Source organism: Diaphorobacter sp. J5-51 (assembly GCF_001023515.1).
GTDB lineage: Bacteria > Pseudomonadota > Gammaproteobacteria > Burkholderiales > Burkholderiaceae_C > Diaphorobacter > Diaphorobacter nitroreducens.
Genome location: NZ_JSYI01000139.1, coordinates 14,960 through 37,257, shown reverse-complemented (window position 1 = coordinate 37,257; position 22,298 = coordinate 14,960). Strand labels below are relative to the sequence as shown.

24 protein-coding genes and 2 pseudogenes are annotated in these 22,298 nt (G+C 68.8%); 13 read left to right on the top strand and 13 right to left on the bottom strand.

What is annotated here, in order from left to right; genetic code table 11:
• Positions 1-9: 9 nt before the first annotated feature.
• The 4 genes from OX89_RS17270 to tsaB form a co-directional block, all read right to left on the bottom strand.
• Entirely contained in the window at positions 10-504 is a 495-nt protein-coding gene (locus OX89_RS17270; protein WP_047351546.1) for a 4Fe-4S dicluster domain-containing protein, read from the bottom strand.
• Between the two features lie 177 nt (positions 505-681).
• Complete coding sequence (locus tag OX89_RS17265) at positions 682-1,467, bottom strand: uracil-DNA glycosylase family protein (RefSeq protein WP_047351545.1); 786 nt, start codon at positions 1,465-1,467, stop codon at positions 682-684.
• Positions 1,464-1,940, bottom strand: coding sequence for a ribosomal protein S18-alanine N-acetyltransferase (gene rimI / locus OX89_RS17260; protein WP_011807026.1), 477 nt, complete (start codon positions 1,938-1,940; stop codon positions 1,464-1,466). Before rimI ends, OX89_RS17265 begins: the two co-directional genes overlap by 4 nt.
• The gene (gene tsaB, locus OX89_RS17255) at positions 1,937-2,647 is read right to left on the bottom strand and encodes a tRNA (adenosine(37)-N6)-threonylcarbamoyltransferase complex dimerization subunit type 1 TsaB (protein ID WP_047351544.1); all 711 of its coding nucleotides are present in this window, start codon (positions 2,645-2,647) and stop codon (positions 1,937-1,939) included. The genes rimI and tsaB overlap by 4 nt, the downstream gene beginning before the upstream one ends.
• Before the next feature lie 50 nt (positions 2,648-2,697).
• Here tsaB and dacB point away from each other — a divergent pair, with 50 nt between their 5' ends.
• From dacB to OX89_RS19245, 3 genes and pseudogenes are all read left to right on the top strand, one after another.
• Positions 2,698-4,179, top strand: a complete 1,482-nt coding sequence (gene dacB, locus OX89_RS17250; protein WP_369799306.1) for a D-alanyl-D-alanine carboxypeptidase/D-alanyl-D-alanine-endopeptidase — start codon at positions 2,698-2,700, stop codon at positions 4,177-4,179.
• Positions 4,180-4,364: 185 nt separating this feature from the next.
• Positions 4,365-4,736, top strand: a pseudogene (locus tag OX89_RS19250) (phospholipase); the annotation flags it as partial.
• Positions 4,726-4,830, top strand: a pseudogene (locus tag OX89_RS19245) (OmpW family protein); the annotation flags it as partial. The pseudogenes OX89_RS19250 and OX89_RS19245, both read left to right, overlap by 11 nt.
• Positions 4,831-5,053: 223 nt before the next feature.
• On the opposite strand, the gene OX89_RS17240 reads toward OX89_RS19245, so the two are convergent.
• The 6 genes from OX89_RS17240 to OX89_RS17215 all read right to left on the bottom strand — a co-directional run bounded on the left by OX89_RS17240 (position 5,054) and on the right by OX89_RS17215 (position 9,889).
• Complete coding sequence (locus OX89_RS17240) at positions 5,054-6,007, bottom strand: SGNH/GDSL hydrolase family protein (protein ID WP_047351541.1); 954 nt, start codon at positions 6,005-6,007, stop codon at positions 5,054-5,056.
• A gap of 72 nt (positions 6,008-6,079) precedes the next feature.
• Positions 6,080-7,078 carry an L-threonylcarbamoyladenylate synthase gene (locus OX89_RS17235; protein WP_011807021.1) on the bottom strand — a complete coding sequence of 333 codons (999 nt, stop codon included), beginning with the start codon at positions 7,076-7,078 and terminating at the stop codon, positions 6,080-6,082.
• Between the two features lie 11 nt (positions 7,079-7,089).
• The gene (locus OX89_RS17230; RefSeq protein WP_047351540.1) at positions 7,090-8,265 is read right to left on the bottom strand and encodes a 5-(carboxyamino)imidazole ribonucleotide synthase; all 1,176 of its coding nucleotides are present in this window, start codon (positions 8,263-8,265) and stop codon (positions 7,090-7,092) included.
• Positions 8,262-8,759 (bottom strand): 5-(carboxyamino)imidazole ribonucleotide mutase, encoded by a 498-nt coding sequence (purE, locus tag OX89_RS17225; RefSeq protein ID WP_047351539.1) that lies wholly within the window; start codon positions 8,757-8,759, stop codon positions 8,262-8,264. The genes OX89_RS17230 and purE overlap by 4 nt, the downstream gene beginning before the upstream one ends.
• A 71-nt stretch (positions 8,760-8,830) precedes the next feature.
• Positions 8,831-9,172 carry a ribbon-helix-helix domain-containing protein gene (locus OX89_RS17220; protein ID WP_015914516.1) on the bottom strand — a complete coding sequence of 114 codons (342 nt, stop codon included), beginning with the start codon at positions 9,170-9,172 and terminating at the stop codon, positions 8,831-8,833.
• A gap of 135 nt (positions 9,173-9,307) precedes the next feature.
• Positions 9,308-9,889: a DJ-1/PfpI family protein gene (locus tag OX89_RS17215; RefSeq protein WP_047351538.1), complete on the bottom strand. Its 582-nt coding sequence runs from the start codon at positions 9,887-9,889 to the stop codon at positions 9,308-9,310.
• 184 nt (positions 9,890-10,073) lie between these two features.
• Here OX89_RS17215 and trxA point away from each other — a divergent pair, with 184 nt between their 5' ends.
• The 3 genes from trxA (at position 10,074) to OX89_RS17200 (ending at position 14,438) form a co-directional block, all read left to right on the top strand.
• Complete coding sequence (gene trxA, locus OX89_RS17210; protein WP_011807016.1) at positions 10,074-10,982, top strand: thioredoxin; 909 nt, start codon at positions 10,074-10,076, stop codon at positions 10,980-10,982.
• Between the two features lie 23 nt (positions 10,983-11,005).
• Positions 11,006-11,848 (top strand): META domain-containing protein, encoded by an 843-nt coding sequence (locus OX89_RS17205; protein WP_047351537.1) that lies wholly within the window; start codon positions 11,006-11,008, stop codon positions 11,846-11,848.
• Between the two features lie 481 nt (positions 11,849-12,329).
• Positions 12,330-14,438 carry a TonB-dependent siderophore receptor gene (locus OX89_RS17200; protein WP_011807014.1) on the top strand — a complete coding sequence of 703 codons (2,109 nt, stop codon included), beginning with the start codon at positions 12,330-12,332 and terminating at the stop codon, positions 14,436-14,438.
• A gap of 53 nt (positions 14,439-14,491) precedes the next feature.
• Here OX89_RS17200 and OX89_RS17195 read toward each other — a convergent pair whose 3' ends face one another.
• Positions 14,492-15,412, bottom strand: coding sequence for a phosphoribosylaminoimidazolesuccinocarboxamide synthase (locus OX89_RS17195; protein ID WP_011807013.1), 921 nt, complete (start codon positions 15,410-15,412; stop codon positions 14,492-14,494).
• 376 nt (positions 15,413-15,788) lie between these two features.
• On the opposite strand from OX89_RS17195, the gene hpf reads away from it, so the two are divergent.
• The 3 genes from hpf (at position 15,789) to hprK (ending at position 17,726) form a co-directional block, all read left to right on the top strand.
• Positions 15,789-16,136: a ribosome hibernation-promoting factor, HPF/YfiA family gene (hpf, locus tag OX89_RS17190; protein ID WP_047351536.1), complete on the top strand. Its 348-nt coding sequence runs from the start codon at positions 15,789-15,791 to the stop codon at positions 16,134-16,136.
• 140 nt (positions 16,137-16,276) lie between these two features.
• Positions 16,277-16,744 carry a PTS sugar transporter subunit IIA gene (locus OX89_RS17185; RefSeq protein ID WP_047351535.1) on the top strand — a complete coding sequence of 156 codons (468 nt, stop codon included), beginning with the start codon at positions 16,277-16,279 and terminating at the stop codon, positions 16,742-16,744.
• A gap of 25 nt (positions 16,745-16,769) precedes the next feature.
• Complete coding sequence (gene hprK / locus OX89_RS17180; RefSeq protein ID WP_047351534.1) at positions 16,770-17,726, top strand: HPr(Ser) kinase/phosphatase; 957 nt, start codon at positions 16,770-16,772, stop codon at positions 17,724-17,726.
• 13 nt (positions 17,727-17,739) lie between these two features.
• On the opposite strand, the gene fur is transcribed toward hprK, so the two are convergent.
• Positions 17,740-18,156: a ferric iron uptake transcriptional regulator gene (gene fur, locus OX89_RS17175; RefSeq protein WP_015914510.1), complete on the bottom strand. Its 417-nt coding sequence runs from the start codon at positions 18,154-18,156 to the stop codon at positions 17,740-17,742.
• 101 nt (positions 18,157-18,257) lie between these two features.
• On the opposite strand from fur, the gene OX89_RS17170 reads away from it, so the two are divergent.
• The 4 genes from OX89_RS17170 to OX89_RS17155 all read left to right on the top strand — a co-directional run bounded on the left by OX89_RS17170 (position 18,258) and on the right by OX89_RS17155 (position 20,829).
• Positions 18,258-18,809 (top strand): outer membrane protein assembly factor BamE, encoded by a 552-nt coding sequence (locus OX89_RS17170; protein WP_047351533.1) that lies wholly within the window; start codon positions 18,258-18,260, stop codon positions 18,807-18,809.
• A gap of 76 nt (positions 18,810-18,885) precedes the next feature.
• Positions 18,886-19,707, top strand: coding sequence for a 4-hydroxy-tetrahydrodipicolinate reductase (gene dapB / locus OX89_RS17165; protein WP_047351532.1), 822 nt, complete (start codon positions 18,886-18,888; stop codon positions 19,705-19,707).
• A 7-nt stretch (positions 19,708-19,714) separates the two neighbouring features.
• Positions 19,715-20,374 carry a MotA/TolQ/ExbB proton channel family protein gene (locus tag OX89_RS17160; protein ID WP_047351531.1) on the top strand — a complete coding sequence of 220 codons (660 nt, stop codon included), beginning with the start codon at positions 19,715-19,717 and terminating at the stop codon, positions 20,372-20,374.
• 14 nt (positions 20,375-20,388) lie between these two features.
• The gene (locus OX89_RS17155; RefSeq protein ID WP_047351530.1) at positions 20,389-20,829 is read left to right on the top strand and encodes a biopolymer transporter ExbD; all 441 of its coding nucleotides are present in this window, start codon (positions 20,389-20,391) and stop codon (positions 20,827-20,829) included.
• Positions 20,830-20,913: 84 nt separating this feature from the next.
• On the opposite strand, the gene OX89_RS17150 is transcribed toward OX89_RS17155, so the two are convergent.
• A complete protein-coding gene (locus tag OX89_RS17150; RefSeq protein ID WP_047351529.1) occupies positions 20,914-22,194 on the bottom strand; it encodes a mechanosensitive ion channel family protein in 1,281 nt (426 codons plus the stop codon).
• Positions 22,195-22,298: the final 104 nt, after the last annotated feature.

Genomic DNA, 22,298 nt, shown 5'->3' with positions numbered 1-22,298 from the left:
GCTTGGTGGTCAAGCGCCAGCGGGCTGATTGGCTTGATTGCCCAGCTTGTCGGCCCACTGCTTCATGCGCTCCAGGCCGGTCCAGTTGGCGTCGATGTAGGTGATGGCCGTGGTCGGGCAGGCCTCCACGCAGGCCGGGCCCTCGGCGCGGTCGTGGCACAGGTCGCACTTTTGCACCTTGCCCGTGTCGGCCACGTAGTTGATGGTGCCGAAGGGGCAGGCGATGGTGCAGACCTTGCAGCCCACGCAGGTGGACTCGGACACGATCTTGGCGCCGCTCAGCTTGTCCACCGTGATCGCCTCCACCGGGCAGGCGTGCAGGCACCAGGCCTCGTCGCACTGGGTGCAGGTGTAGGGCACCTTCTTGCCCGTGGTGTGGAAGTCGAACACCTTGATGCGCGATTTGGCGGTGGCGTAGACGCCGTAGTTCTCGAAAGAGCAGGCCATCTCGCACTGCAGGCAGCCGGTGCACTTGTCGGCGTTGATGTGCAACACCTTTTGCATGAATGTCTCCTTGGGTACCGGCGCCCAGGGCAGGGGACGCCTTGCCTATGAAAAGATTTGCATAGGTATTGTAGGCAGCCCAGGGGAGGGGACTTGCAGAGGGGAAACCCGCGTCGGGTATGGGGTGCGCGCCNCCCCGCCAGGCGCGTGCCGGGCGGGCCGTTCGGTCGCGGCGGGTCAGGGTGCGGTGCTGCGCCGCACCAGGGCCAGCGCCCGGCACAGGTCGGCCCAGGCGGCGGCCTTGGCGTCGGGTGCGCGCAGCAGGTAGGCCGGGTCGTAGCTCACCACGGCGGGCGTGCCGTCTGGCAGGTGGTGCGCGGTGGCGCGCAGGCGCCCCAGGGGCTCGCGGCTGCCCAGCACCACGCGCGCCGCGCCCAGGCCCAGCACCAGCACCAGGGAGGGGCGCAGCGTCTGCAGCGCCTGTTGCAGGCCGGCGGCGGGCTCCAACCCCTCGGCGGTCAGGCCCGGCGCGTGCCGGTTCAGCGTGGCGACGAAGGTGCGCGGGTGCCGGTGCAGGCGCATGGCGCGCAGCATGTTGTCCAGCAGGCGGCCGCTGTCGCCCGCCAGCGGCTCGGCTGGCGTGGGGCTTTCCAGCACCACCAGCCAGCCGGCGCCCAGCTCGGGCGGAACGGCCTGGGGGTCGGCCTGCGGGTACAGCGCCACGGGCGCGCGCAGCAGCAGGCCGGTGGGCGCGGCGCCGGCCGTGCGCGGCTCGGACGCGGGTGCGGCAGGGGCAGCGGCATGCGCGGGCTGGCGCGGGGCGGGTGGCGCGGCTGGCGTAGGTTGCGCGTGCAGCACTGGCGTGGGCGCGGCGGCGGATGCGATGGCCGCTTCCGCTTCCGCTTCCGCTTGCGCAGGCGCGGCCACTGGGGGCGGCAGCGGGCGTGCCGGCGGCGGCGCCCAGACGGTGACGCCCATCTCTTGCAGCATGGCGCGTTGGCGCGTGTCCAGGGACAGGCTCATAGCAGCAGGCTCATCACCACGGCGTCCTCGCGCTCGCCGTCCGCGGCGGGGTAGTAGCGCTTGCGCTCGCCCACACGGCGGTAGCCGTGGACTTCATAGATGCGCCGCGCGCGCTCGTTGCTCGCGCGCACCTCCAGCCACAGCCATTGCGCGCCCTGGCCGCGCGCCCACACGGCCAGCGCGTCCAGCATCACATGGGCCCAGCCCTGGCGCTGGAAGGCGGGCGCCACGGTGATGTTGAGCAGGTGCACCTCGTCCACGCCGCGCATGGCGACGAAGTAGCCCAGGATCTGTCCATCGGCCACGAGCAACTGGGCCTGGTAGCCGGCGGCCATGGCGTCGATGAAGTTGCCGCGTGTCCAGGGATGGCTATAGGCGCTGTTCTCGATGGCCAGGAGCGCATCCAGCCGCGCGGGCGTCAGCGGCTCGAAGGCGGCCTCGAAGGCGTGGGGGGGCTGGACGATGGCGCTCATGTCTGGGGGGCCGGCGCGGTTTGGCGGGCGGCTTCTCGCTCGGCGGTGGTTTGCGCCACTTTATCGCGGATGTAGCGCGGCAGCGCTGCGTCGGCCGCCACGCCCGCGCCCGCCGCCAGCAGCGCCGGTGCCAGCCGCAGCAGGGCCGCCGCCGTAGGCAGGGCGTGCATGTGCGGGGCCTGCGGCGCGAGGCGCTCGCCGTAGGCGGCGCGGGCATTGCCGGCGACCGTCCAACCATCCGGCACGGCCAGGGCCTCGGGCGCCAGCAGCTGGAAGTCCTGCGGCACCTGCCAGCGGCCGTCGGCCTGCCACTCAAAGGGTGCCGCGTAGACCTCGTTCATACGGGCGTCCAGCGTCGCCACCACCCGCGTGCAGCCGTGCTGCGCGCGGGCCTCTTCGGCCACGGCGAGCAGCGTGTCCACCGGCAGCACGGGCACGCCCTGCCCCCCGCGCGCGCCAAAGGCCAGGCCCTGGGCCACCGCGCACGCGGTGCGCAGCCCCGTGAACGAGCCCGGGCCGCGCCCGAACACCACGGCGTCCAGCTGATCGAACGACAGTCCGGCCTGCGCGAGCAGGTCGCGGATGGCCGGAATCAGCGTGGCCGAGGCCTGGGCGCCGCCGGCGCCGCTGTGCTGCCACACGCGCGCGCCGTGTTGCACGGCGATGGACAGCGCGTCGGTACTGGTGTCGAAGGCAAGCAGGTTCATGGAGGGCGTGATTATCGGCTGCGCGCCAAGCCATGGCGGGGCGGGCGGCCATGGCGCCCCCTAAACTCGCCGCCATGTCGTTTTCTTTCCTTGGGCAGGCCCGCCGCCTGCGCTGTGCGGCCGGGTGGGCGCTGGCCCTGGCCTTCCTGACGCCCTGGGCGGGCGCCCAGCCTGTGCCCGCCGATGCATCGGCCTTGCCACCTTCCGTCGAGGCCGCGCTGCAGCGCGCCAAGGTGCCGCGCGAAGCACTCTCCGCCTTGGTTGTGGAGGTCGAGGGGCGCCAGCCGCGCCTGGCCCACCGCGCCGATGCGCCCGCCAACCCGGCCTCGGTCATGAAGCTGGTCACGACGTATGCGGCGCTGGACCTGCTGGGGCCGGCATTCACCTGGGAGACGCCCGTGTACCTGGACGCCGCGCCCCAGGGCGGCAGCCTGCGCGGCAACGTGTACATCAAGGGGCAGGGCGACCCCAAGCTGGTGGTGGAGCGCCTGTGGTTGCTCATGCGCCGCCTGCGTGCGACGGGGGTCGAGGTGATCCTGGGCGACATCGTGTTGGACCGCAGCGCCTTCGCGCTGCCGGCGCACGATCCGGCGCTGTTCGACGGCGAGCCCTGGCGCCCCTACAACGCGGCGCCCGACGCGCTGCTGCTCAACTACAAGGCGGTGTCCATCGGCTTCGTGCCGGATCTGGCGGCCGGCGTGGCGCGGCTGCGCTATGAGCCGCCGCTGGCCCAGGTGGAACTGCCCGCCACCGTGCCGCTGGCGGCGCAGGGCGCGGCCTGCGGCGATTGGCGTGCAGGGCTGCGGGCGGATTTCGCGGACCCTGCGCGCATCGCCTTCCAGGGCGTGTACCCGGCGAGCTGCGGCGAACGCGAGTGGTCCATCGCACCGGCCGACCCGGGCGGCTACGCGGCGCGCGCGGTGGAAGGCATGTGGCGCGAACTGGGCGGCAAGCTCACCGGCCGCGTGCGCGACGGCAAGGTGCCCGCGGGGCTGGCGCCGGCATTCGGCAGTACTTCGCCGCCGTTGTCGGAGGTGGTGCGTGACATCAACAAGTACAGCAACAACGTCATGACGCAGCAGGTGTTTTTGACGCTGGGGCTGCAAAAAGCCGGCGCAGGCAGCTTCGACCAGGCGCGCAGCGTGCTCGCACAGTGGTGGCGCCAGCGCCTGGGCGCCGCCGAGATGCCGGTGGTGGACAACGGCGCCGGCTTGAGCCGTGAGGCGCGCGTGAACGCGCGGGCGCTTGCGCGCATGCTGCAGCATGCCTGGGCGTCGCCAGTGATGCCGGAATTCATGGCATCGCTGCCCATTGCCGGGGTGGACGGGACGCTGCGCCGCCGCCAGGGCCAGGCTGCGGGCTTCGCGCACCTCAAGACGGGTGCGCTGCGCGACGTGGTGGCGCTGGCCGGCTATGTGCATGCCGCGGGCGGCCGGCGCTATGTGCTGGTGGGCTTCGTCAACCACCCAAATGCCTCCGCGGCACGCCCGGCCCTGGACGCGCTGGTGGACTGGGCCGCGAGCGACCGCTGAGGCGGCGCAGCCGCCGTCCGCCATCGACCGCCTGGGCCGGCCCACCGGCAGACGTGTCGTGCCGCCCGCGCGGCGCGACGGGTTGCCTCCGATGTTGGTATTTACCCGCAGACGGCCTCTCGCGCTTCATCGGTAATACTCCTGAAAAAAACGAACGTTCGTTCTATTCATAACAGGAATTCCTGATGAAACCACGCATGCAGTGGGTAGCCGTTGCCGTTTCCGCCGCCGTTCTGGCGGCCTGCGGGGGCGGCGGCGCCGACACCACGCCCGCCACGGCGGTCACCGCAGTCAAGGTGATGGGCGACAGCCTGGCGGACAGCGGCACCTTCGGGCTGAAGTTCACGGTCCAGGGCACGGCCCCTACGGGCGCGGGCTCCACGGCCATCTGGCCCGAGCGCGTGGCCGCCAGTTATGGCCGCACGCTGTGCCCGCACTATGTGTCCGCGGGGGGCAGCTTCAGCGCCAAGGCCGACTGCACCAACTACGCGGTAGGCGGCGGGCGCATCAACAACTTCACGGCGCCCACCTCGCCCGTGTCCATCCTACAAGAGCTTCCTCAAGACCACGGCCCACTTATCCAGCGGCCAGAGCATCGGCATGCGGCTGAACCCCAACGTGGTGGCGGTGGGGGTGGGCTACCGGTTCTGAGAGCGCCCCAGGCGCCGAGGGAGGGGGCGCGCCGCGCGGGGTGCGCGAAGTGTCCCAGGTTTTCGTCTCCGAGGCTTGAAAGGCCGGCTCCTTGCGGGGCTGGCCTCTTTTTTTGGGGGCTCTGACGATCAGGGGAGCGAACGGGGGCGGATGCGCCCCTGTGGCTGGGCCGGCGCAGCACCGGTGTGGCCGCCGGCGGGTGCCCCGCGGGCGGCGTGCTTGCTTACCAGCGATTGCGCAGGCGGTCGTAGGCGTAGTTGCCGAATTCGCGGTGCGCGGCCGGAGTGATGTACACCTTGTCGGCGAACAGGAAGCGGTCCGGGTTGGCGTTGGGCAGCAGCGTGGCGGTGGTGCACAGCGCGGAGTTCACCTCGCCCGCGCCGATGCCGATGCCCGGGCCTGCGTCCACCGACGTGCACACGGGTGTGCTGCTGTCGGTGAAGCCGTACCCGCCGGGCGATCCCTCGAACAGGTTCACGTAGTAGGCCACGTCCACGTAGAGCACGGTCTTGCCCATGTCCACGATGTTGACCAGCAGGTCGTCATTGAAGCGGCGGCTGGCGCTGCTGATGAGGCTTTCCTTCTTGATGGCCTTGGCCCAGGGTGTGCGGCTCAGGTCGTAGGTGCCGGTCATCAGGATGTGCTTGGCGCCCGCGTCCGACAGGCGGCGCACTTGCGCGGCCAGCTCCTGGCCTGCCTTGCCAGCGGCGGCCACGTACTGCTCTTCGGTGAGCGTTCCGGCCTGCACCGCGGCCATGCCGGCGATGATGTCGCTCACGCCGGCGCTCAGCATCACCAGATCGGTGTCGGCAAACTTGTTGGCAGCCAGGAACTGGTCGATCTGCTGCGTGACCGTGGGGGTGGCGGCGTTGCCGGCGGCGTCGGGGGTGGCCGTCACGCGGGCATTGCCCTGCGCGTAGCTCAAGCCGCCTGCCGACACGGGCTTCAAGGTGCCTCCGTAGTTGGAGGAGATGCGCAGCATCCAGTTGTTGATGCTGCCGTCGTTGATCGTGTAGCTGGAGCCCTTCTGGCCCACGTCGGCCAGGCCGTCGCCGAAGGCGATGAAGCGCTGGGGCGAGATTGCCGATTCAGTGCTGCTGGAACCGCAGGCCGCGAGCAGCGCGGCCGATGCACAGGCGGCGGCCACGAAAGTGCGGCGCATCCAATTTGCTGCCATGTATTTCTCCGATTGAAGTGGGCGAGAGTGTAACGAGGGTGCGGACAAGGCTTGTAGCTTGATGTAGGCGCGTCAGCCCGCGGCCGCGGCGCGCTGCAGGCGGTCGCGCACGCCTTCCCATGCGGGCGCATCGGGCGGCGTTTCGATCCAGATCAGCTTCACCCCGGCCTCGTCGAAGCCGCGCAGCGCGGCGAACAGCTGCTGCGCGGTGGCGGCGGCGTCATCGGGCATGCGCCGCACAAGGATCTTCGACGACGCCGCGCGCAGCGGCGCGCGTGCATACACGGCGATGTGGGCCGCGTCCGCCCCCAGCACATCCAGTCCGGCCTGCAGCTGCTTGGCGTCCATCAGGCGCACGCGCGCCGTTGGGGCGTAATGGGCTAAAAGTGTGCCTGAAGCCCGCGGGGTCAGTGCTGGAAGCTCTTCTTTCGATAGCGGTCGTTGGCCGCAGGCGCGCTGCACGTCCTCGCGCGAGATGGCGCCGGGGCGCAGCAGCACGGGCACGCCGCGCGTGCAGTCGATGATGGTGGACTCGATACCGACGGTGCAGGCGCCGCCGTCCAGCACCAGCAGGTCGTCGCCGAATTCCTCGGCCACATGCTGCGCGGTGGTCGGGCTCACGCGGCCGAAATGGTTGGCGCTGGGCGCGGCCACGCCCCACACGGGGGGCTCCAGCCGCTGGCAGGCTTGCAGCACCGCATGCGCCACGGGGTGCGCGGGGCAGCGCAGGCCTACGCTGTCCTGCCCGCCCGTAGAGGCCACGGCGGCGTGGGGCAGGCGCGGCAGGATGAGCGTGAGCGGGCCGGGCCAGAAGGCGTCGATGAGTTGCTGCGCGAACAGCGGCACTTCCTTGGCGTAGCGGGTGATGGCCGCGGCGTCGGCCACGTGCACGATCAGCGGGTGACTGGCGGGGCGCCCCTTGGCGGCAAAGATCTGCGCCACGGCCGCGTCGTTGTCGGCGTCGGCCGCCAGGCCGTACACCGTCTCGGTGGGCAGGCCCAGCAGTTCGCCGCGCGCCAGGGCCTGCGCGGCGGCCTGCACCGAGGCGTCCAGGCGTCCATCCAGAATCATGCGGGCCCCGTTCAGAACGGCGCGATGCCGAGGAGGGCCGCCGCCTGCAGCGCCGTGGCGCGCACCGCCTCGGGCGTGGTGCCGGTGATGTTCAGGTGGCCCATCTTGCGGCCGCGCTTGGCCTCCACCTTGCCGTACAGGTGCAGGTGGCAGCCGGGCAGGGCCAGCACCGCATCCCACGCGGGGGGAGTCGGCGCCACGGGCTGGTCCCCCGTGAACCACAGGTCGCCCAGCAGATTGAGCATGATGGCGGGGCTGTGCAGGCGCGGCTGGACCAGCGGCAGGCCGGTCATGCAGCGCACCTGCAGCTCGAACTGCGAGACGTCGCACGCGTTCTGGCTGTAGTGGCCGCTGTTGTGCGGGCGCGGGGCGATCTCGTTGACCACCAACGTGCCGTCCTGCAGCACGAAGAACTCCACGCACAGCACGCCCACGTAGTTCAGACCGTCTGCTACTGATTTTGCAGCTGCCAGCGCTTGACTGGTCTGCGCTGGAGGCAGATTTCCTTCGTAGACCTCGGTCACGGCCAGGATGCCGTCCCGGTGCAGGTTGCGCTGCACGGGCAGGTGCACCACGGTGCCGTCACGCCCGCGCGCGACGATGACGGAGCACTCGTGCGCCAGCGGCAGCATCTTTTCCAGCACGCAGGGCACGCGGCCCAGTTGCTCCCAGGCGCCGGCCAACTCGGCGGGCGTGGCCACGCGCACCTGGCCCTTGCCGTCGTAGCCCATGCGGGCGGTTTTCAGAATGCCCGGCAGCAGATCAGCGGGAACGGCGGCGAGCTGCGCGGCGGTTTCGATCACGGCATGCGGCGCCACGGGCACGCCGCACTGCACGAAATGCGCCTTTTCACGCGCGCGGTCCTGGGCGATGGCCACGGCGCTGCCGGCGGGCGACACCGGCAGGGCGCGCGCCAGGGTGTCCAGCGCGGCGGCGGGCACGTTTTCAAACTCGGTGGTCACGGCGTCGCAGGCGCGGGCCAGCGTGGCCAGGCCCTGCGGGTCTTCGTAGCCGGTGCGGATGTGGTGGTGGCTCACCAGGCCGGCGGGGCTGGCCGCGTCCTCGTCCAGCACCGCGGTGAAGTAGCCCATGGCCTGGGCGGCGTGCACGAACATGCGCCCCAGTTGCCCGCCGCCCAGCACGCCCAGCGTGGCGCCGGGCAGGATCACGGTCTGGCGCTCGTTCATGCGGACACCGGCGGCAGCGTCATGGCGCGCGCGGCGGCGGTCTGCTCGGCGCGGAAGGCGTCCAGCTGCTCGCGCAGCGCCGGGTTCTCGTTGGCCAGCAGCGCCACGGCGAACAGCGCCGCGTTGGCCGCGCCGGCCGCGCCGATGGCGAACGTGGCCACGGGCACGCCCTTGGGCATCTGCACGATGGAGTGCAGCGAGTCCACTCCCTGCAGGTGGCGGCTGGCGACCGGCACGCCCAGCACCGGCACGGTGGTCTTGGCGGCGATCATGCCGGGCAGGTGCGCGGCGCCGCCGGCGCCCGCGATGATGGCCTTCAGGCCCCGGCCGGCGGCGGCCTCGGCGTAGCGGAACATGTCGTCGGGCATGCGGTGGGCGGAGACCACCTGCGCCTCGTGCGCGATGCCGAATTGCTGGAGGATGGCAACTGCGTGCTGCATGGTCTCCCAGTCGCTGCTGGAGCCCATGACCACGCCGATCTGGATGGGGTTCATGTGGGGGTGCGCGCGGTGCGCTCGCCGGGGGTGAAGCCCGCGATTTTACTTTTTGTGCGCGCGCCCGGGGGTCAATGCGCCAGCAGGGCGGCGCTGGCGCCCAGCGTGATCGAGCGGACGGGCACGCGCGCGTCGCGCGGAATCTCGCCGGACAGCTGCAGCGCCAGGTAGCGCGTGCAGCACACGCGCAGGAACGAGGTGAAGTTGTCCACCGCGCCGTGCTCGGCCACCAGCTCGTCGTAGAGCTTGGTGCACAGCTGGGCCACGCTGTAGCCGTCGCGCGCGGCGATCTCCTGCAGCACCTGCCAGAACAGGTTCTCCAGCCGGATGCTCGTGGCCACCCCGTGCAGCCGCACGGAGCGGGCGCGGTAGGCGTAGAGCTGCGGGTCGGCGCTGATGAAGACCTGGCACACGGCGGAACTCCTTCGGGCGTGGGGACGGCGGGCCATGGTGCGGCCCGCCGCCGGCGCCGTCAAGTCAGGAGGTGGGTGCTTTCAAAGTGATAGCTGCTTGCGCTTGATGGGTGAGCGCTGCGGCCCTTTTTGCCTTCAGAGCGTGATGCGCGTTCCCAGCAGCGCCAGGAACTGTGCGATCCACGCGGGGTGCGCGGGCCACGCGGGCGCGCTGACCAGGTTGCCCTCGGTGTGCGCCTGGTCCACGGGGATGTCGGCGTAACGGCCGCCGGCCAGTTCCACTTCGGCGCGGCAGGCGGGGTAGGCCGAGCAGGTGCGGCCCTTGAGCACGCCGGCACCCGCGAGGAGCTGGGCGCCGTGGCACACGGCGGCCACGGGCTTGCCCGCCTCGAAGAAATGGCGCACGGCGGCGCACACGGCGGCGTCGTTGCGCAGGTACTCGGGGCCTCGCCCGCCGGGGATCACCAGCGCGTCGTAGCTTTGCGCCTGGACGTCCGCGAACGTGGCGTTCAGGGTGAAGTTGTGGCCGGGTTTCTCGCTGTAGGTCTGTGCGCCTTCGAAGTCGTGGATGGCCGTCTTGATGTGGTCGCCCGCTTTCTTGCCCGGGCAGACCGCATGCACCGTGTGGCCCACGGCCTGCAGCGCCTGGAACGGCACCATGGTCTCGTAGTCCTCGCAGTAGTCGCCGCAGATCATCAGAATCTTCTTGCCTGCCATGGGGGTCTCCTTTGCTGTGGGTGGCTGGGGTACAGACCATTGTGGGCAGCCTGCAGGTGCGGCAGGTATTAACCCGCTACTACAAGGGGCCCTGCGGGCTTGTACCTGTGGCGCGCGAAATTTGCCGCAGAATCCCCGTCACCATTGACCGGCGCCGTGCGCCGCACTACCGGGACCGCTACACATGATCGACGTCACCCTAGAGAATTTTGAAACCGAGGTGGTTGCCGCCTCGATGCAAGTGCCCGTGCTGGTGGACTTCTGGGCACCCTGGTGCGGCCCCTGCAAGACGCTGGGCCCGGTGCTGGAGAAGCTGGAGGTGGAATACGCCGGCCGCTTCACCCTGGCCAAGATCGACTCCGACCAGGAGCAGCAGCTGGCTGCCATGTTCGGCATCCGCAGCATTCCCACCTGCGTGCTGATGATGAATGGCCAGCCCGTGGATGGCTTCATGGGCGCCCAAACCGAGAGCCAACTGCGCGCCTTCCTGGACAAGCATGTGCCCAGCGCCGAGGAGCTGCAGGCCGAGGAGCAGGAAGAGGAAGCCCTGGATGCGCTCGCCGAGGGCGATACCGAGGGTGCACTGGAAAAGCTGCAGCACGCCGTCGCCACCGACCCGGCCAACGATGACGCGCGCTTTGACTACGTCAAGCTGCTGCTGCAGCTGGGCCGCGAGGACGACGCCAAGGTGGCCTTCGCGCCGGTCATCGCGAAGGCCGAGGTCTCGCGCCGCCTGGGGGCGCTCAAGGCGTGGATGGATGCTCTTGATTTCGTAGCTTCTAGCGCTTATGGGGCGGGCGCTGGAGCCGAATTTGATGCAAAGATTGCGGCCAACAAGCGCGACTTCGAGACGCGCTTTGCACGCGCACGCTGGCTCATGGCCCAGCAGCGCTGGCAGGAGGCCATGGACGAGCTGCTGGAAATCCTCATGCGCGACAAGGCCTGGAACGACGATGCCGCGCGCAAGGCCTACGTGGCCGTGCTGGAGATCATCGAGCCCCCGAAGGTCAAGGTGGCCGACGGGCAGATCCCGCCCGAGGACCCGGTGGTGGCCAGCTACCGGCGGCGCTTGTCCAGCGTGGTGCTGAGCTGACCCACGCCGGGGGCGGGCGCGCGGTGGCGGGACTGCAGCCGTTGCATGCGGCCGGGCGGACGGCGCTGCTGCTGGCCGCCGCGTGGCTGGCCGGCTGCGCCACGGCCCTGGGGCCCGATGCGCAGATCTCCGGCACCGTGATCTCGCGCGAGCGGCTTTACGTGCCGCCCGACGCGCTGTTCGAGGCAGCGCTTGTGGACGTGACGCGCGAGGGCCATCCGCCGCGGGTGCTGGGCCGCCAGCGCATCGACCCGGCCGGCCCGCTGCCCTACATGCTGCGCATTCCCTACCGCCAGGCAGACGTCCACGCCCAAGGCCGCTACGAGGTGCGCGCAGCGGTCACGCAGCAGGGGCGCCTGCTGCTGGACACGCCCCGCGTGCACCCGGTGCTGATCGACCCGGCCTTCCGCCATGTGGACGTCATCCTGGCGCGCGTGCCAGCGCTGCAAGCCACGGCGGCCGCATCCGTGCCGCTGCGCCAGACCTATTGGAAACTCGTGGAGGTGGTGGACGATGCGCCGGTGGACGCGCCGGCCGAGGGGCAGGCCGCGGCCCATCTGGTGCTGCAGCGCGATGCGGGGCGCGTGAGCGGTTCGGGAGGGTGCAACCGTTTCGTGGGGCAGTACGTGCAAGAGGGCGGGCAACTGCGGCTGTCCCGCATGAGCGCATCCCTGCGCCTGTGCCTTGCGGGCGGCGGATCGGAGCCGGCCTTCTTCGAGCGCCTGGGCGCGGTGGCGTATTACCGGCAGCAAGGCCGGACGCTGGAGCTGCGCGGCGAGGACGGCACGCCCCTGCTGCGCTTCGTGGCCGAGGAATGGGGCGCGCCGCGGCCCGAGGACGACGAGCCACCCATGCAACCCCAGTGAGTGCGCTGCGACCCATGCCGCGGCGTTCGCCGCGGTTGATGCGGGTGCATGAAGGAAATTGGCCTCTAGGGCCTGTTCACACTATTTTTGCCAGTGCGAATGGCGTGAAAACCGCGCCAATCTAGGCGCGTGACGACGCCAAGGCCGGGGCCTTGGCTAGGAGGGCAACGACGAATGGCGCGGTTTTCACTCCGTTCCCTCCGGGTTGCGATCAAAAAGGGCCATTCGCGGCGTTGCCAAGCCTCGCTGGGGTAGCACCCCAGCTTCGTTTGGCGCCTTGCGCCTGGCCCTTTTTGATCGCAACGCATCTGGCAAAAATAGTGTGAACAGGCCCTAGCGCTTGGTGGGTGAGCGCTAGCCGCTACAAAAACAGAAGTTCTGATGCGTGCATCGCGGCAGGCGCGGCATTTGCGCGACCGTGTTTTTTACAAACCGAGATGATAATGATTCCCATTTGTTGAAACCAAGGGAATTGTCGTCCATGAACCCCCATCCCCTCCGCCCCGTCGTGCGCTCCATCGCACTCATGACGTTGATCGTGCAGCCGCCCTTGATGGGCGCCGCATGGGCCCAGGCGAGTGCGCCCGTCGAGCCTACGCTGAAGGAGGTGACGATTGTCCAGCAGCGCGAGGACCGGGTGAGCAGCGGGGCGACCGGGCTGGATCTGGACATCAAGGAAACGCCGCAATCCATCAGCATCGTGACCACCGAGCAAATGCGCGATTTTGGCACCAGCAATCTCAACGAAGCGCTGCGATTGAGCACCGGCATCATCGTCGACGAGTGGGAGACCAACCGCACCACGTTCACTGCGCGCGGCTTTGACATCGCCAACACGCAGATCGACGGCGTCGGCCTGCCCAATGATTGGGGCATCGTCACCGGCGCCATGGATTCCTTCGGCTACGAAAAGATCGAAGTCATCCGCGGCGCCAACGGGCTGCTGACCGGCGTGGGCAATGCGGCGGGCACGATCAACTTCGTGCGCAAGCGTCCCACCAACAAGGAGCAGGGCTCATTGGGTCTGAGCTATGGGTCCTGGGGGACCACGCGCGTCGAGGCGGACTACTCGCGGCCGCTCACCGCCGATCGCCGCTGGGCGGGCCGGGTCGTGGCGGCACGCGAGGAGGGCGGCTCGCACCTGCGCAGTTTCGACCGCGAGCGCACGTTCCTCTATGGCGTTGTGGATGGGCAGGTGGGCGACAACGGCCTGTTGACGTTGGGCCTGTCCCATCAGCAGTCCGACTCCACGGGCAACATGTGGGGCGCCCTGACCTTCATGAATGCCGATGGCACCCAGAACGCATGGGGCCGCAACGCATCCACGACGCAGGACTGGACCCGCTGGGACACCACGACCAAGACGGCCTTCGTGGAATACGCCCACCAGATCGGCATGGACTGGCAGCTCAAGCTGGCCTACAACTACCGCGCCATCGACAACGACAGCAAGCTCTTTTACGCGTTTCCCTCGGGCTCCAGTCTGGTCGGCTATGCGTGGGGCGGCAAAGACACGATGGACGCGCACCTGGCCACCGCCACCGTCAATGGCCGCTTCGAGATGCTGGGACGGCAGCACGAGGCGCTGTTCGGTGTGAGCTGGGCCAAGAGCGAATACACGGGTAATGGATACGCCGGGTCGGACTGCGGCGCCAGTGCCTGCAGCGCCATCGCGCTGCCGGGCTTCCCGTACCCCGGCAACCTTGTTCCCGAGCCGCAGTGGGGCCCATTGGCCCTCGAAAGCACGCTGAACCAGAAACTGCAGCGCGCATTTGGCACCATGCGGTTCACGCTGACGGATCGGCTCAAGGCGGTGGTGGGAGTCAACCACGCGCAATACAGCCGCGACGGAACGAGCTATGGCGTGGCCTCCGACCTTTCACGCAGCAAGACCAGCCCCTATGCCGGGCTGACGTTCGAGTTCACGCCCAGCGTGCTGGGCTACGTGAGCTACTCTGACCTGTATTTCCCGCAGAGCCAGGCCGATGCGAACGACCGCTATCTCGACCCTAGCAAGGGCACCAACTACGAGGCGGGCCTGAAAGCCGACTGGCTGGACAAGCGCCTGCTGACCTCGGTCGCGGTGTTCCAGGCCAAACAGTCGGGCCTGGCCACGCCCACGGGCACCTATAACCAGAATGGCCAGGCGGTCTACGCGCCCGAAGACGTGAAGTCCACCGGCGTGGAGCTGGAAGCCGTGGGCCGGCTCAACAACCATATCGACCTGACAGCCGGCTATACCACCCTGAAGCTGACCGGCCCGGATGGCGGCGACACCTACGCCTGGGTACCGCGCCATACGGCCAATCTCGCGCTCAAGGCGCGTCTACCGAGCCTTCCCGCGCTGTCCTTTGGCACCAGCGCACGGTGGCAAAGCAAAATCTCCAACATGGAGGCCAGCGGCTTCACCGTGCGCCAGGGCAGCTATGCCGTGCTCAACGCCTTCGTTGCATGGCAGCTGCAGCCCAAGACGACGCTGCGCTTCAATGTGAACAACATCACTGACGAGAAGTACATCAACACCCTGCGCTACGCGGGCTACTACGGCGCGCCGCGCAGCTACCAGCTCTCGCTGAACCACCAGTTCTGAGCAAGCGTTGGCGCTCCCCGGCCGATCCCCGGCCAGGGGCGTCGCGCAAGCAATCAGGCGGTCAGGCGCTCCAGCGCTTCGCGGTATTTGGCAGCGGTCTTTTCCACCACCTCGCGCGGCAGGCGCGGCGCGGGGGCGGTCTTGTTCCAGGGCTTGCCGCCGACCTGGGCCTGCTCCAGCCAGTCGCGCACGAACTGCTTGTCGTAGCTGGGGGGGTTCTCGCCCTTGGCCAGGGCCTCGGCATAGCCCTCCACGGGCCAGTAGCGCGAGCTGTCGGGCGTGAGCACCTCGTCCATCAGCACCAGCGTGCCGTCGGGCGCCAGGCCGAACTCGAACTTGGTGTCGGCAATGATCATGCCCTTTTCCAGCGCGATGGCGGCGGCGGCCTCGTACAGCTGGATGGAGATGTCGCGGATCCTGGTGGCCAGATCCAGGCCCACGATCTCCACGGTGCGCTCAAAGCTGATGTTCTCATCGTGCTCGCCCATGGCGGCCTTGGCGGCGGGCGTGTAGATGGTCTGTGGCAGCTTGGCGGCATTGGTCAGGCCGTCCGGCAGCGGCACGCCGCAGACGGAGCGCGATTCCTGGTACTCCTTCCAGCCACTGCCGGCCAGGTAGCCGCGCACCACGGCCTCGATGGGGATGGGCTTGAGGCGCTGCACCAGCATGGAGCGGCCCCGCACCTGGGGGGCCTCCGCCGGCGTGACCACGCTCTCGGGCGCCTCGCCCGTGAGGTGGTTGGGCACGATGTGTCCCAGTTTGCCGAACCAGAACAGAGCCATCTGGGTGAGCAACTCGCCCTTGCCGGGGATGGGCTCGCCCATGATCACGTCAAAGGCCGAGAGACGGTCGCTGGCCACCATCAGGATGCGGTCGTCCCCCACGGCGTAGTTGTCGCGCACCTTGCCGCGTGCCAGGAGCGGCAGCGAGGTCAGGGCGGAGGTGTGCAGTGCAGAGGTGCTGGGCTGGGTCATGGCGGTCGTACGGAAGGCGCTCGCGCAATGCAGGCGCGCGGTGGACGTTGGGGCAAGACGCCCCGCCGGTGGCGAGGTCGAAGGAAGGGATTTTAGCGACGCGGCCCCCGTGCGGGCGCCGTACACCCGCCACAAGGTACGTGGGTTGGAGAGGCTGGAGCCCCAGGTCGGCGCTGGAGGCAACCCAGCCATTGTGATGCGTTTCGGTCGGTTTGACACCTTCCTGTCATATCCCTTGTGCCATGCGCGGGAACGATTGATTTGCGCTGGCGGCGGGCGCATAGTGAACCCAGGCCTGAATGCATTCACGTTCGCAGACCGCCCCGCACCGGCAAGGGGCGGTGTTTTTCAACTGTGAGTCACAGGAGACTTGTCTATGAACTTGACGATCAGCGGCCATCACCTTGAAGTGACCCCCGCCTTGCGCAGTTATGTGACGTCCAAGTTGGACCGCATTACCCGCCACTTCGATCAGGTGGTGGATGTCAAGGTGCTACTGACCGTGGAGAAGCAGAAGGAAAAGGAAAAGCGCCAGCGCGCTGAATGCACCGTGCATGTGAAAGGAAATGACCTGTTCGTGGAAAGCACCCATTTCGACCTGTATGCCGCCGTGGACGAATTGATGGACAAGCTCGACCGCATGGTCGTGCGCCACAAGGACCGCATGCAGGACCACCAGGCCGGCGTGCGCCGCGCCACCGTGCAGGCCGCCGCGGCATCCTGAGTGAACGGCCAGAGCCCGTCCGCGCCACCGCCCATGCGAAAGCGGTGGTGCCGCAACCGCCCCCGGGGCGGTTTTTTGTTGCTGGTGGATACACTCTCAGGGTTTCCGCTGGGCGTGCATAATCGTCGCTCACTGTGACCATGAACCGACTCGCTTCCATACTGCCTCCCGCACAAGTGCTCGTGAGCGTCGATGCCACCAGCAAGAAACGTGCATTCGAGGAGGCCGGCCTGCTGTTCGAAAGCCAGCACGGCCTGTCCCGGGCCCTGATCACCGACAGCCTCTTCGCGCGCGAGCGCCTGGGCTCCACGGGGCTGGGCCATGGCGTGGCCATCCCGCACGGCCGCATCAAGGGGCTGAAGTCGCCCATGGCGGCGGTGTTCCAGCTGGCCCAGCCGATCGGCTTCGACGCGCCTGACGAGCAACCCGTATCGCTGCTGATCTTCCTGCTGGTGCCCGAGGCGGCCACGCAGAAGCACCTGGAGATCCTGTCGGAAATCGCCGAGCTGCTCAGCGACAGCGCGCTGCGCGAGCGCCTCAAGAGCTGCACCGACGCCGCCAGCCTGCACGGCATGATCTCGGGATGGCAGTCGGCCCAGAGCGCCTGACGCTGCGTCCCCGTCGTCGGCTGCCATGAAACCCAACGTCGTCAGCGCCGATGTGCTCTTCGAGGAGTTCCGCACCCTGCTCAAATGGGAGTGGGTCGCGGGCCTGGGGGCTTCCGAGCGGCGCTTCGCCGAGGTGGCCGTGCGCGCCGCGCGCTCGGGCGCAGACCTCGTCGGCTACCTCAACTACATACACCCCTACCGCGCGCAGGTCCTGGGCGAGCGCGAGGTCGCCTACCTGACCAACGCGACGTCCGGGGACTGCAAGCGCCGCATCGCGCGCATCGTCACGCTGGAGCCTCCGGTGCTGGTGCTGGCCGACGGCCAGGCCGCGCCCGAGGAAGTGGTGTCGATGTGCGAGCGCGCGCAGATTCCGCTGTTCGCCACGCGGGAGTCGGCGGCCTTCGTTATCGACGTGCTGCGCGCCTACCTGTCCAAGCACTTCGCCGACCGCACCACCATGCATGGCGTGTTCATGGACATCCTGGGCCTGGGCGTGCTCATCACGGGTGAGTCGGGCCTGGGCAAGAGCGAGCTGGGGCTGGAGCTGATCACGCGCGGCAATGGCCTGGTGGCCGACGACGCGGTGGACCTATACCGCATCAACCAGACCACCATCGAGGGCAAGTGCCCCGAGTTGCTGCAGAACCTGCTGGAGGTGCGCGGCATCGGTCTGCTGGACATTCGCGCCATCTTCGGCGAGACGGCCGTGCGCCGGCGCATGCGGCTGAAGCTCATCGTGCACCTGGTGCGCAAGGAGACGCTGGAACGCGACTACGAGCGCCTTCCCTACGAGCCGCTCACGCAGGACGTACTGGGCGTGCCGGTGCTCAAGGTGGTGATTCAGGTGGTGGCGGGCCGCAACATCGCGGTGCTGGTGGAAGCGGCTGTGCGCAACACCATCCTGCAACTGCGCGGCATCGATACCTATCAGGAGTTCGTGGAGCGCCACCGGCGCGCCATGGAGCGGGGCGGCGCCTCCTGAGGGCGCCGGGCGCTTATTTTTTTGCGCAATTAGCGCACTGGCCGTAGAGCGCCATGGCGTGGTCGTGCACCACCCAGCCCTTGGCCTGGGCGATCAGGTTCTGGCGCTTTTCGATCTCGGGGTCGTAGAACTCCTCGACCTTGCCGCAGGCGGTGCAGACGAAGTGGTCGTGGTGCTGGCCCTCGTTCAGTTCGTAAACGGCCTTGCCGCTCTCGAAATTGCTGCGGATCAAAATGCCGGCCTGCTCGAACTGCGTGAGCACGCGGTACACGGTGGCAAGCCCGATGTCGGAGCGCTCGTCCAGCAGCACGCGGAATACGTCTTCGGCCGTCATGTGGCGCTGGGCGCCCTTCTGGAAGATCTCCAGGATCTTCAGCCGGGGCAGCGTGGCCTTGAGGCCGGTGCTTTTGAGTTCGTCGATGTTCGTCATGACAAGGTCTTTCGTGTGCCAGGGCGAAACCATGGATACCGGCGGCTTGCGCGCAAGGCCCAGAAGATCCAGCCGCTACAATGGGCCGGATCATATCCCCTATGCATAAACCCATGTTTGCACCCGCCCGTTGGGGCGCCCGCTGGGGCGCCATTGTGTTGATTGGTGCCGGGATGGCCGGCTGCGCGGGCACCGGCAGTCGCCTGGCCGGCATGGTCACGCCCTACAAGGTGGACGTGGTGCAGGGCAACTTCATCTCGCGCGAGCAGGTGCAGATGTTGCAGCCTGGCATGGGCCGCCAGCAGGTGCGTGAGATCCTGGGCACACCCCTCATGGTGAGCGTGTTCCACTCCGACCGCTGGGAATACGTCTTCACCCTCAAGCGCCCCGATGTCGAGGTGCAGACGCGCAAGCTCACCGTGTTCTTCAAGGACAACGTGATGGAGCGTGTCGAAGGCGACGAGATGCCCACCGAGGCCGAGTTCGTGGCCTCGCTCTCCACCAAGGTGTCCAAGCCCAAGGTGCCGCAGCTTGAGGCCACCGAGGCGCAGCTCGCGCGCTTTCCCAAGGCGGAGCCGGCCGCCGAGCCGGACGCCGCGCCCGCTCTGCCACCCACCACGAGCTATCCGCCGCTGGAATCTCCGCGCCGTTGAACGCGGCCGGTGCGCCCGCTGCAGCGCGTCGCTCTGGACGCAGCAGAACCGCCCCCTGTTTGGATTGCGAACTGACATGACCTCTTTCTCCTCCGCTCCCCGCCGCGTGGCCGTGGCCGGCGCTTCTGGCCGCATGGGCCGCATGCTCATCGAGGCGATTCAGGCGAGCGACGGCTGCGTGCTGGCCGGTGCGCTGGACCAGCCCGGCAACCCCGCCGTGGGCACGGACGCCGCCGCGTTTTTGGGGCGCGCGAGCGGTGTGGTCATCACCGCTGACCTGCGCGAGGGGCTCAAGGACGCCGACGTGCTGATCGACTTCACGCGCCCCGAGGGCACGCTGGCCCACCTGGCCGTGTGCGCGGAACTCGGCGTGCAGATGGTCATCGGCACCACGGGCTTTTCCGATGCGCAGAAGGCGCAGATCGAAGCCGCCGCGCAGAAGGTGGGCGTCGTGTTCGCGCCCAACATGAGCGTGGGCGTGAACGTCACGCTCAAGCTGCTGCAGATGGCCGCGCAGGCGCTGCGCACGGGCTATGACATCGAGATCATCGAGGCGCACCACAAGCACAAGGTGGACGCCCCCTCGGGCACGGCGCTGAAGATGGGCGAAGTGATTGCCGAGGCGCAGGGCACGCGGCTCGCCGACCGTGCCGTGTACGAGCGCTACGGCCACACGGGCGAGCGCAAGGCAGACACCATTGGCTTTGCCACCGTGCGCGGCGGCGACATCGTGGGCGACCACACGGTGCTGTTCGCCGGGACGGGTGAGCGGGTGGAGATCTCGCACAAGTCCAGCAGCCGCGCCGGCTACGCCCAGGGCAGCCTGCGCGCGGTGGGCTTCCTGGCCACGCAGCGCGCGGGCCTGTTCGACATGTTCGACGTGCTGAACCTCAAGTAAGCTGCCCATGGACAGCCTGCACTGGTTGCGTCAGGGTGATGCGGTCACGCAGGCGTCGGCGCTGCTGCTGCTGGCCATGTCGGTTGCCAGCTGGGTGGTGATTTTCTGGAAGCTGCGCCTGATGCGGCGCGCCCATGTGGACGTGCCGCGCAGCACGGCCGCGTTCTGGCAGGCGCCGTCGCTGGCCGCGGCGGCCGAGCGGCTGCCCGCCTTTGACCGTGAAGGGCTGGTGCTGCCGCTGGTGCGTGCCGCGCAGCAGGTGGAGCAGGCCGGCGCGGGCACGCTGGCCGGGCAGGGCGGCCTGTCGCAGCGGCTCACGCGCGTGTTGCGCGATGCGCTGCATGGCGTGCTGGGCAAGCTGCAGTTCGGCCAGGTGCTGCTGGCCACCGTGGGCTCCACGGCGCCGTTCGTGGGGCTGCTGGGCACGGTGTGGGGCATCTACCATGCGCTCACGGCCATGGCCGGCGCGGGGCAGATCAGCATCGAGCGCGTCGCCGGCCCGGTGGGCGAAGCGCTCATCATGACGGCCGCGGGCCTCACGGTGGCGATCCCCGCCGTGCTGGCCTACAACTGGTTCGGGCGTGTCATCGGCCGCATCGAGGCCGACCTCGAAGGCTTTGCCCGCGACCTGCGCGAGCTGGTCATCGACACCAACGCCGCCGACTAGGGCCGGTAAACGCCATGGCATTCGGCCGACTGGAGCGCACCCCGGGCCCGCAGCCCATGAGCGAGATCAACGTCACACCGCTGGTGGACGTGATGCTGGTGCTGGTGGTGATCTTCATCCTGACCGCGCCGCTGCTGGCCAGCAGCATCCGGCTGGAGCTGCCGCGCGCCGAAGGCGCGCAACCGGGCACGCCCGCGCATGCCGTGATGCTGGTGGTGGACACCGCCGGCCAGGCCTACCTGGACGATGAGCCCGTGGGCGCCGATGCGCTGGCGCAGCGCCTGCGCCAGATTGCCGCCGAGGCGCCGGACACCGAGGTGCAACTGCGCGCCGATACCGCCGTGCCCTACGGCCGCGTGGTGGAGGTGATGGGGGCGGCCCATGCGGCGGGCCTGCAGCGCATTGGTTTCGTCACGCAGCCCACCGATGGGGCCGTGCAAGGCACTCAAAAATAGGAGCTGCTCGCGCTTGGTGTGCGGGTGTTTGCGGTAGAAAAGTAGCTGAAAACGCCAGCTGGCAAGCGCTGGCAGCTCTTGTTTTTATGGCAACGCGGCCATGGCTGTTGGGGCGCGCTGGCGCAGTCCCGCGCGGATGTCGTTGCCCGTGGGGCTCTGGAACAGGTGCAGGCCGAACTCCGGCAGCACGGCGATCAGGTGGTCGAAGATGTCGCCCTGGATGGCTTCGTACTCCACCCAGGCGGTGGTGGCCGTGAAGCAGTACAGCTCCAGCGGCACCCCCTCGGCCGTGGGCTCCAGCGTGCGCACGATGAGCAGCATCTGCTGGTGGATGCGCGGGTGCGCGCGCACATAGGCTTCGCAGTAGGCGCGGAAGGTGCCGATGTTGGTCAGGCGGCGCTGGTTGGCGGGCTCCAGCGCCTGCGCACCCAGCTGCGCCTGCAGGGCGGCATTGGTCTGCTGCACGTCGCGCAGCTTGCCTTCCAGGTAGGGGCGCAGCAGCGCGATGCGCGACAGGCGCTCGATCTCCGCCTCGGTGAGAAAGCGTACCGAGTTCGTGTCCAGCCGCAACGCGCGGCGGATGCGCCGCCCGCCCGAGCTGAACATGCCGCGCCAGTTCTTGAAGCTCTCGCTCATCAGCCGCCAGGTGGGGATGGTGGTGATGGTCTTGTCCCAGTTCTGCACCTTCACGGTATGCAGTGCGATGTCCACCACGAAGCCGTCCGCGCCCACCTGGGGCATCTCGATCCAGTCGCCCACGCGCAGCATGTCGTTGGACGACAGTTGCACGCCCGCGGTGAACGAGAGGATGGTGTCCTTGAACACCAGCATCAGCACCGCCGACATGGCGCCCAGGCCGGACAGCAGGATCAGTGGCGAGCGGTCCACCAGCGCCGCCACGATGACGATGGTGCCCACCAGCGCCAGCAGCAGCTTGCCCAGCTGCACATAGCTCTTGATCGAGCGCGTGGCCGTGGGCACGCCGTCCGGGGCCTGCTCATGCTCTTGCAGCACGGCGTCCAGCAGCGCGATCAGCGTCCGCACCAGCTGCAGCACGGTGAGCGCCACGGCCACGTTGCCGATCACTGCGGCCGCCACGGGGTGCACATGGGGCACGGCGCCGATGCCTGCCTGGATGACGAGCGACGGTGCCACATGCGCCAGACGCCGCAACACCTGGTCGTGCCAGAACACCCGCGCCCAGCGCGCGCCCAGGCGTTCGCGCAGGCGCGGCACGGTGTTCAGCAGCACGTATTGGGCGACGGACTGGAGGGCGAAGGCCAGCAGCACCAGGCCGCACAGGCCCAGGGCGGCCTGCAGCCAAGGATCCAGATCGGCAATCAGCGAGGGCGCGGACACAGGCAAGACAACTTTCCAGAAATGCAGGAAACAGCCGGCCCAGGCGGGGCGGCCATGCAGGGGATGGGGGGATGAACGCCTAGAATTGGGCGCAGTACAGCCCATTGTGA

Excerpts from the sequence above, each read along its gene's own strand:
- OX89_RS17270 (WP_047351546.1), bottom strand. The coding sequence starts at position 504 with ATGCAAAAGGTGTTGCACATCAACGCCGACAAGTGCACCGGCTGCCTG.
- OX89_RS17265 (WP_047351545.1), bottom strand. The coding sequence starts at position 1,467 with ATGAGCCTGTCCCTGGACACGCGCCAACGCGCCATGCTGCAAGAGATG.
- rimI (WP_011807026.1), bottom strand. The coding sequence starts at position 1,940 with ATGAGCGCCATCGTCCAGCCCCCCCACGCCTTCGAGGCCGCCTTCGAG.
- tsaB (WP_047351544.1), bottom strand. The coding sequence starts at position 2,647 with ATGAACCTGCTTGCCTTCGACACCAGTACCGACGCGCTGTCCATCGCC.
- dacB (WP_369799306.1), top strand. The coding sequence starts at position 2,698 with ATGGCGCCCCCTAAACTCGCCGCCATGTCGTTTTCTTTCCTTGGGCAG.
- OX89_RS17240 (WP_047351541.1), bottom strand. The coding sequence starts at position 6,007 with ATGGCAGCAAATTGGATGCGCCGCACTTTCGTGGCCGCCGCCTGTGCA.
- OX89_RS17235 (WP_011807021.1), bottom strand. The coding sequence starts at position 7,078 with ATGATTCTGGATGGACGCCTGGACGCCTCGGTGCAGGCCGCCGCGCAG.
- OX89_RS17230 (WP_047351540.1), bottom strand. The coding sequence starts at position 8,265 with ATGAACGAGCGCCAGACCGTGATCCTGCCCGGCGCCACGCTGGGCGTG.
- purE (WP_047351539.1), bottom strand. The coding sequence starts at position 8,759 with ATGAACCCCATCCAGATCGGCGTGGTCATGGGCTCCAGCAGCGACTGG.
- OX89_RS17215 (WP_047351538.1), bottom strand. The coding sequence starts at position 9,889 with ATGGCAGGCAAGAAGATTCTGATGATCTGCGGCGACTACTGCGAGGAC.
- trxA (WP_011807016.1), top strand. The coding sequence starts at position 10,074 with ATGATCGACGTCACCCTAGAGAATTTTGAAACCGAGGTGGTTGCCGCC.
- OX89_RS17200 (WP_011807014.1), top strand. The coding sequence starts at position 12,330 with ATGAACCCCCATCCCCTCCGCCCCGTCGTGCGCTCCATCGCACTCATG.
- OX89_RS17195 (WP_011807013.1), bottom strand. The coding sequence starts at position 15,412 with ATGACCCAGCCCAGCACCTCTGCACTGCACACCTCCGCCCTGACCTCG.
- hpf (WP_047351536.1), top strand. The coding sequence starts at position 15,789 with ATGAACTTGACGATCAGCGGCCATCACCTTGAAGTGACCCCCGCCTTG.
- OX89_RS17185 (WP_047351535.1), top strand. The coding sequence starts at position 16,277 with ATGAACCGACTCGCTTCCATACTGCCTCCCGCACAAGTGCTCGTGAGC.
- hprK (WP_047351534.1), top strand. The coding sequence starts at position 16,770 with ATGAAACCCAACGTCGTCAGCGCCGATGTGCTCTTCGAGGAGTTCCGC.
- fur (WP_015914510.1), bottom strand. The coding sequence starts at position 18,156 with ATGACGAACATCGACGAACTCAAAAGCACCGGCCTCAAGGCCACGCTG.
- OX89_RS17170 (WP_047351533.1), top strand. The coding sequence starts at position 18,258 with ATGCATAAACCCATGTTTGCACCCGCCCGTTGGGGCGCCCGCTGGGGC.
- dapB (WP_047351532.1), top strand. The coding sequence starts at position 18,886 with ATGACCTCTTTCTCCTCCGCTCCCCGCCGCGTGGCCGTGGCCGGCGCT.
- OX89_RS17160 (WP_047351531.1), top strand. The coding sequence starts at position 19,715 with ATGGACAGCCTGCACTGGTTGCGTCAGGGTGATGCGGTCACGCAGGCG.
- OX89_RS17155 (WP_047351530.1), top strand. The coding sequence starts at position 20,389 with ATGGCATTCGGCCGACTGGAGCGCACCCCGGGCCCGCAGCCCATGAGC.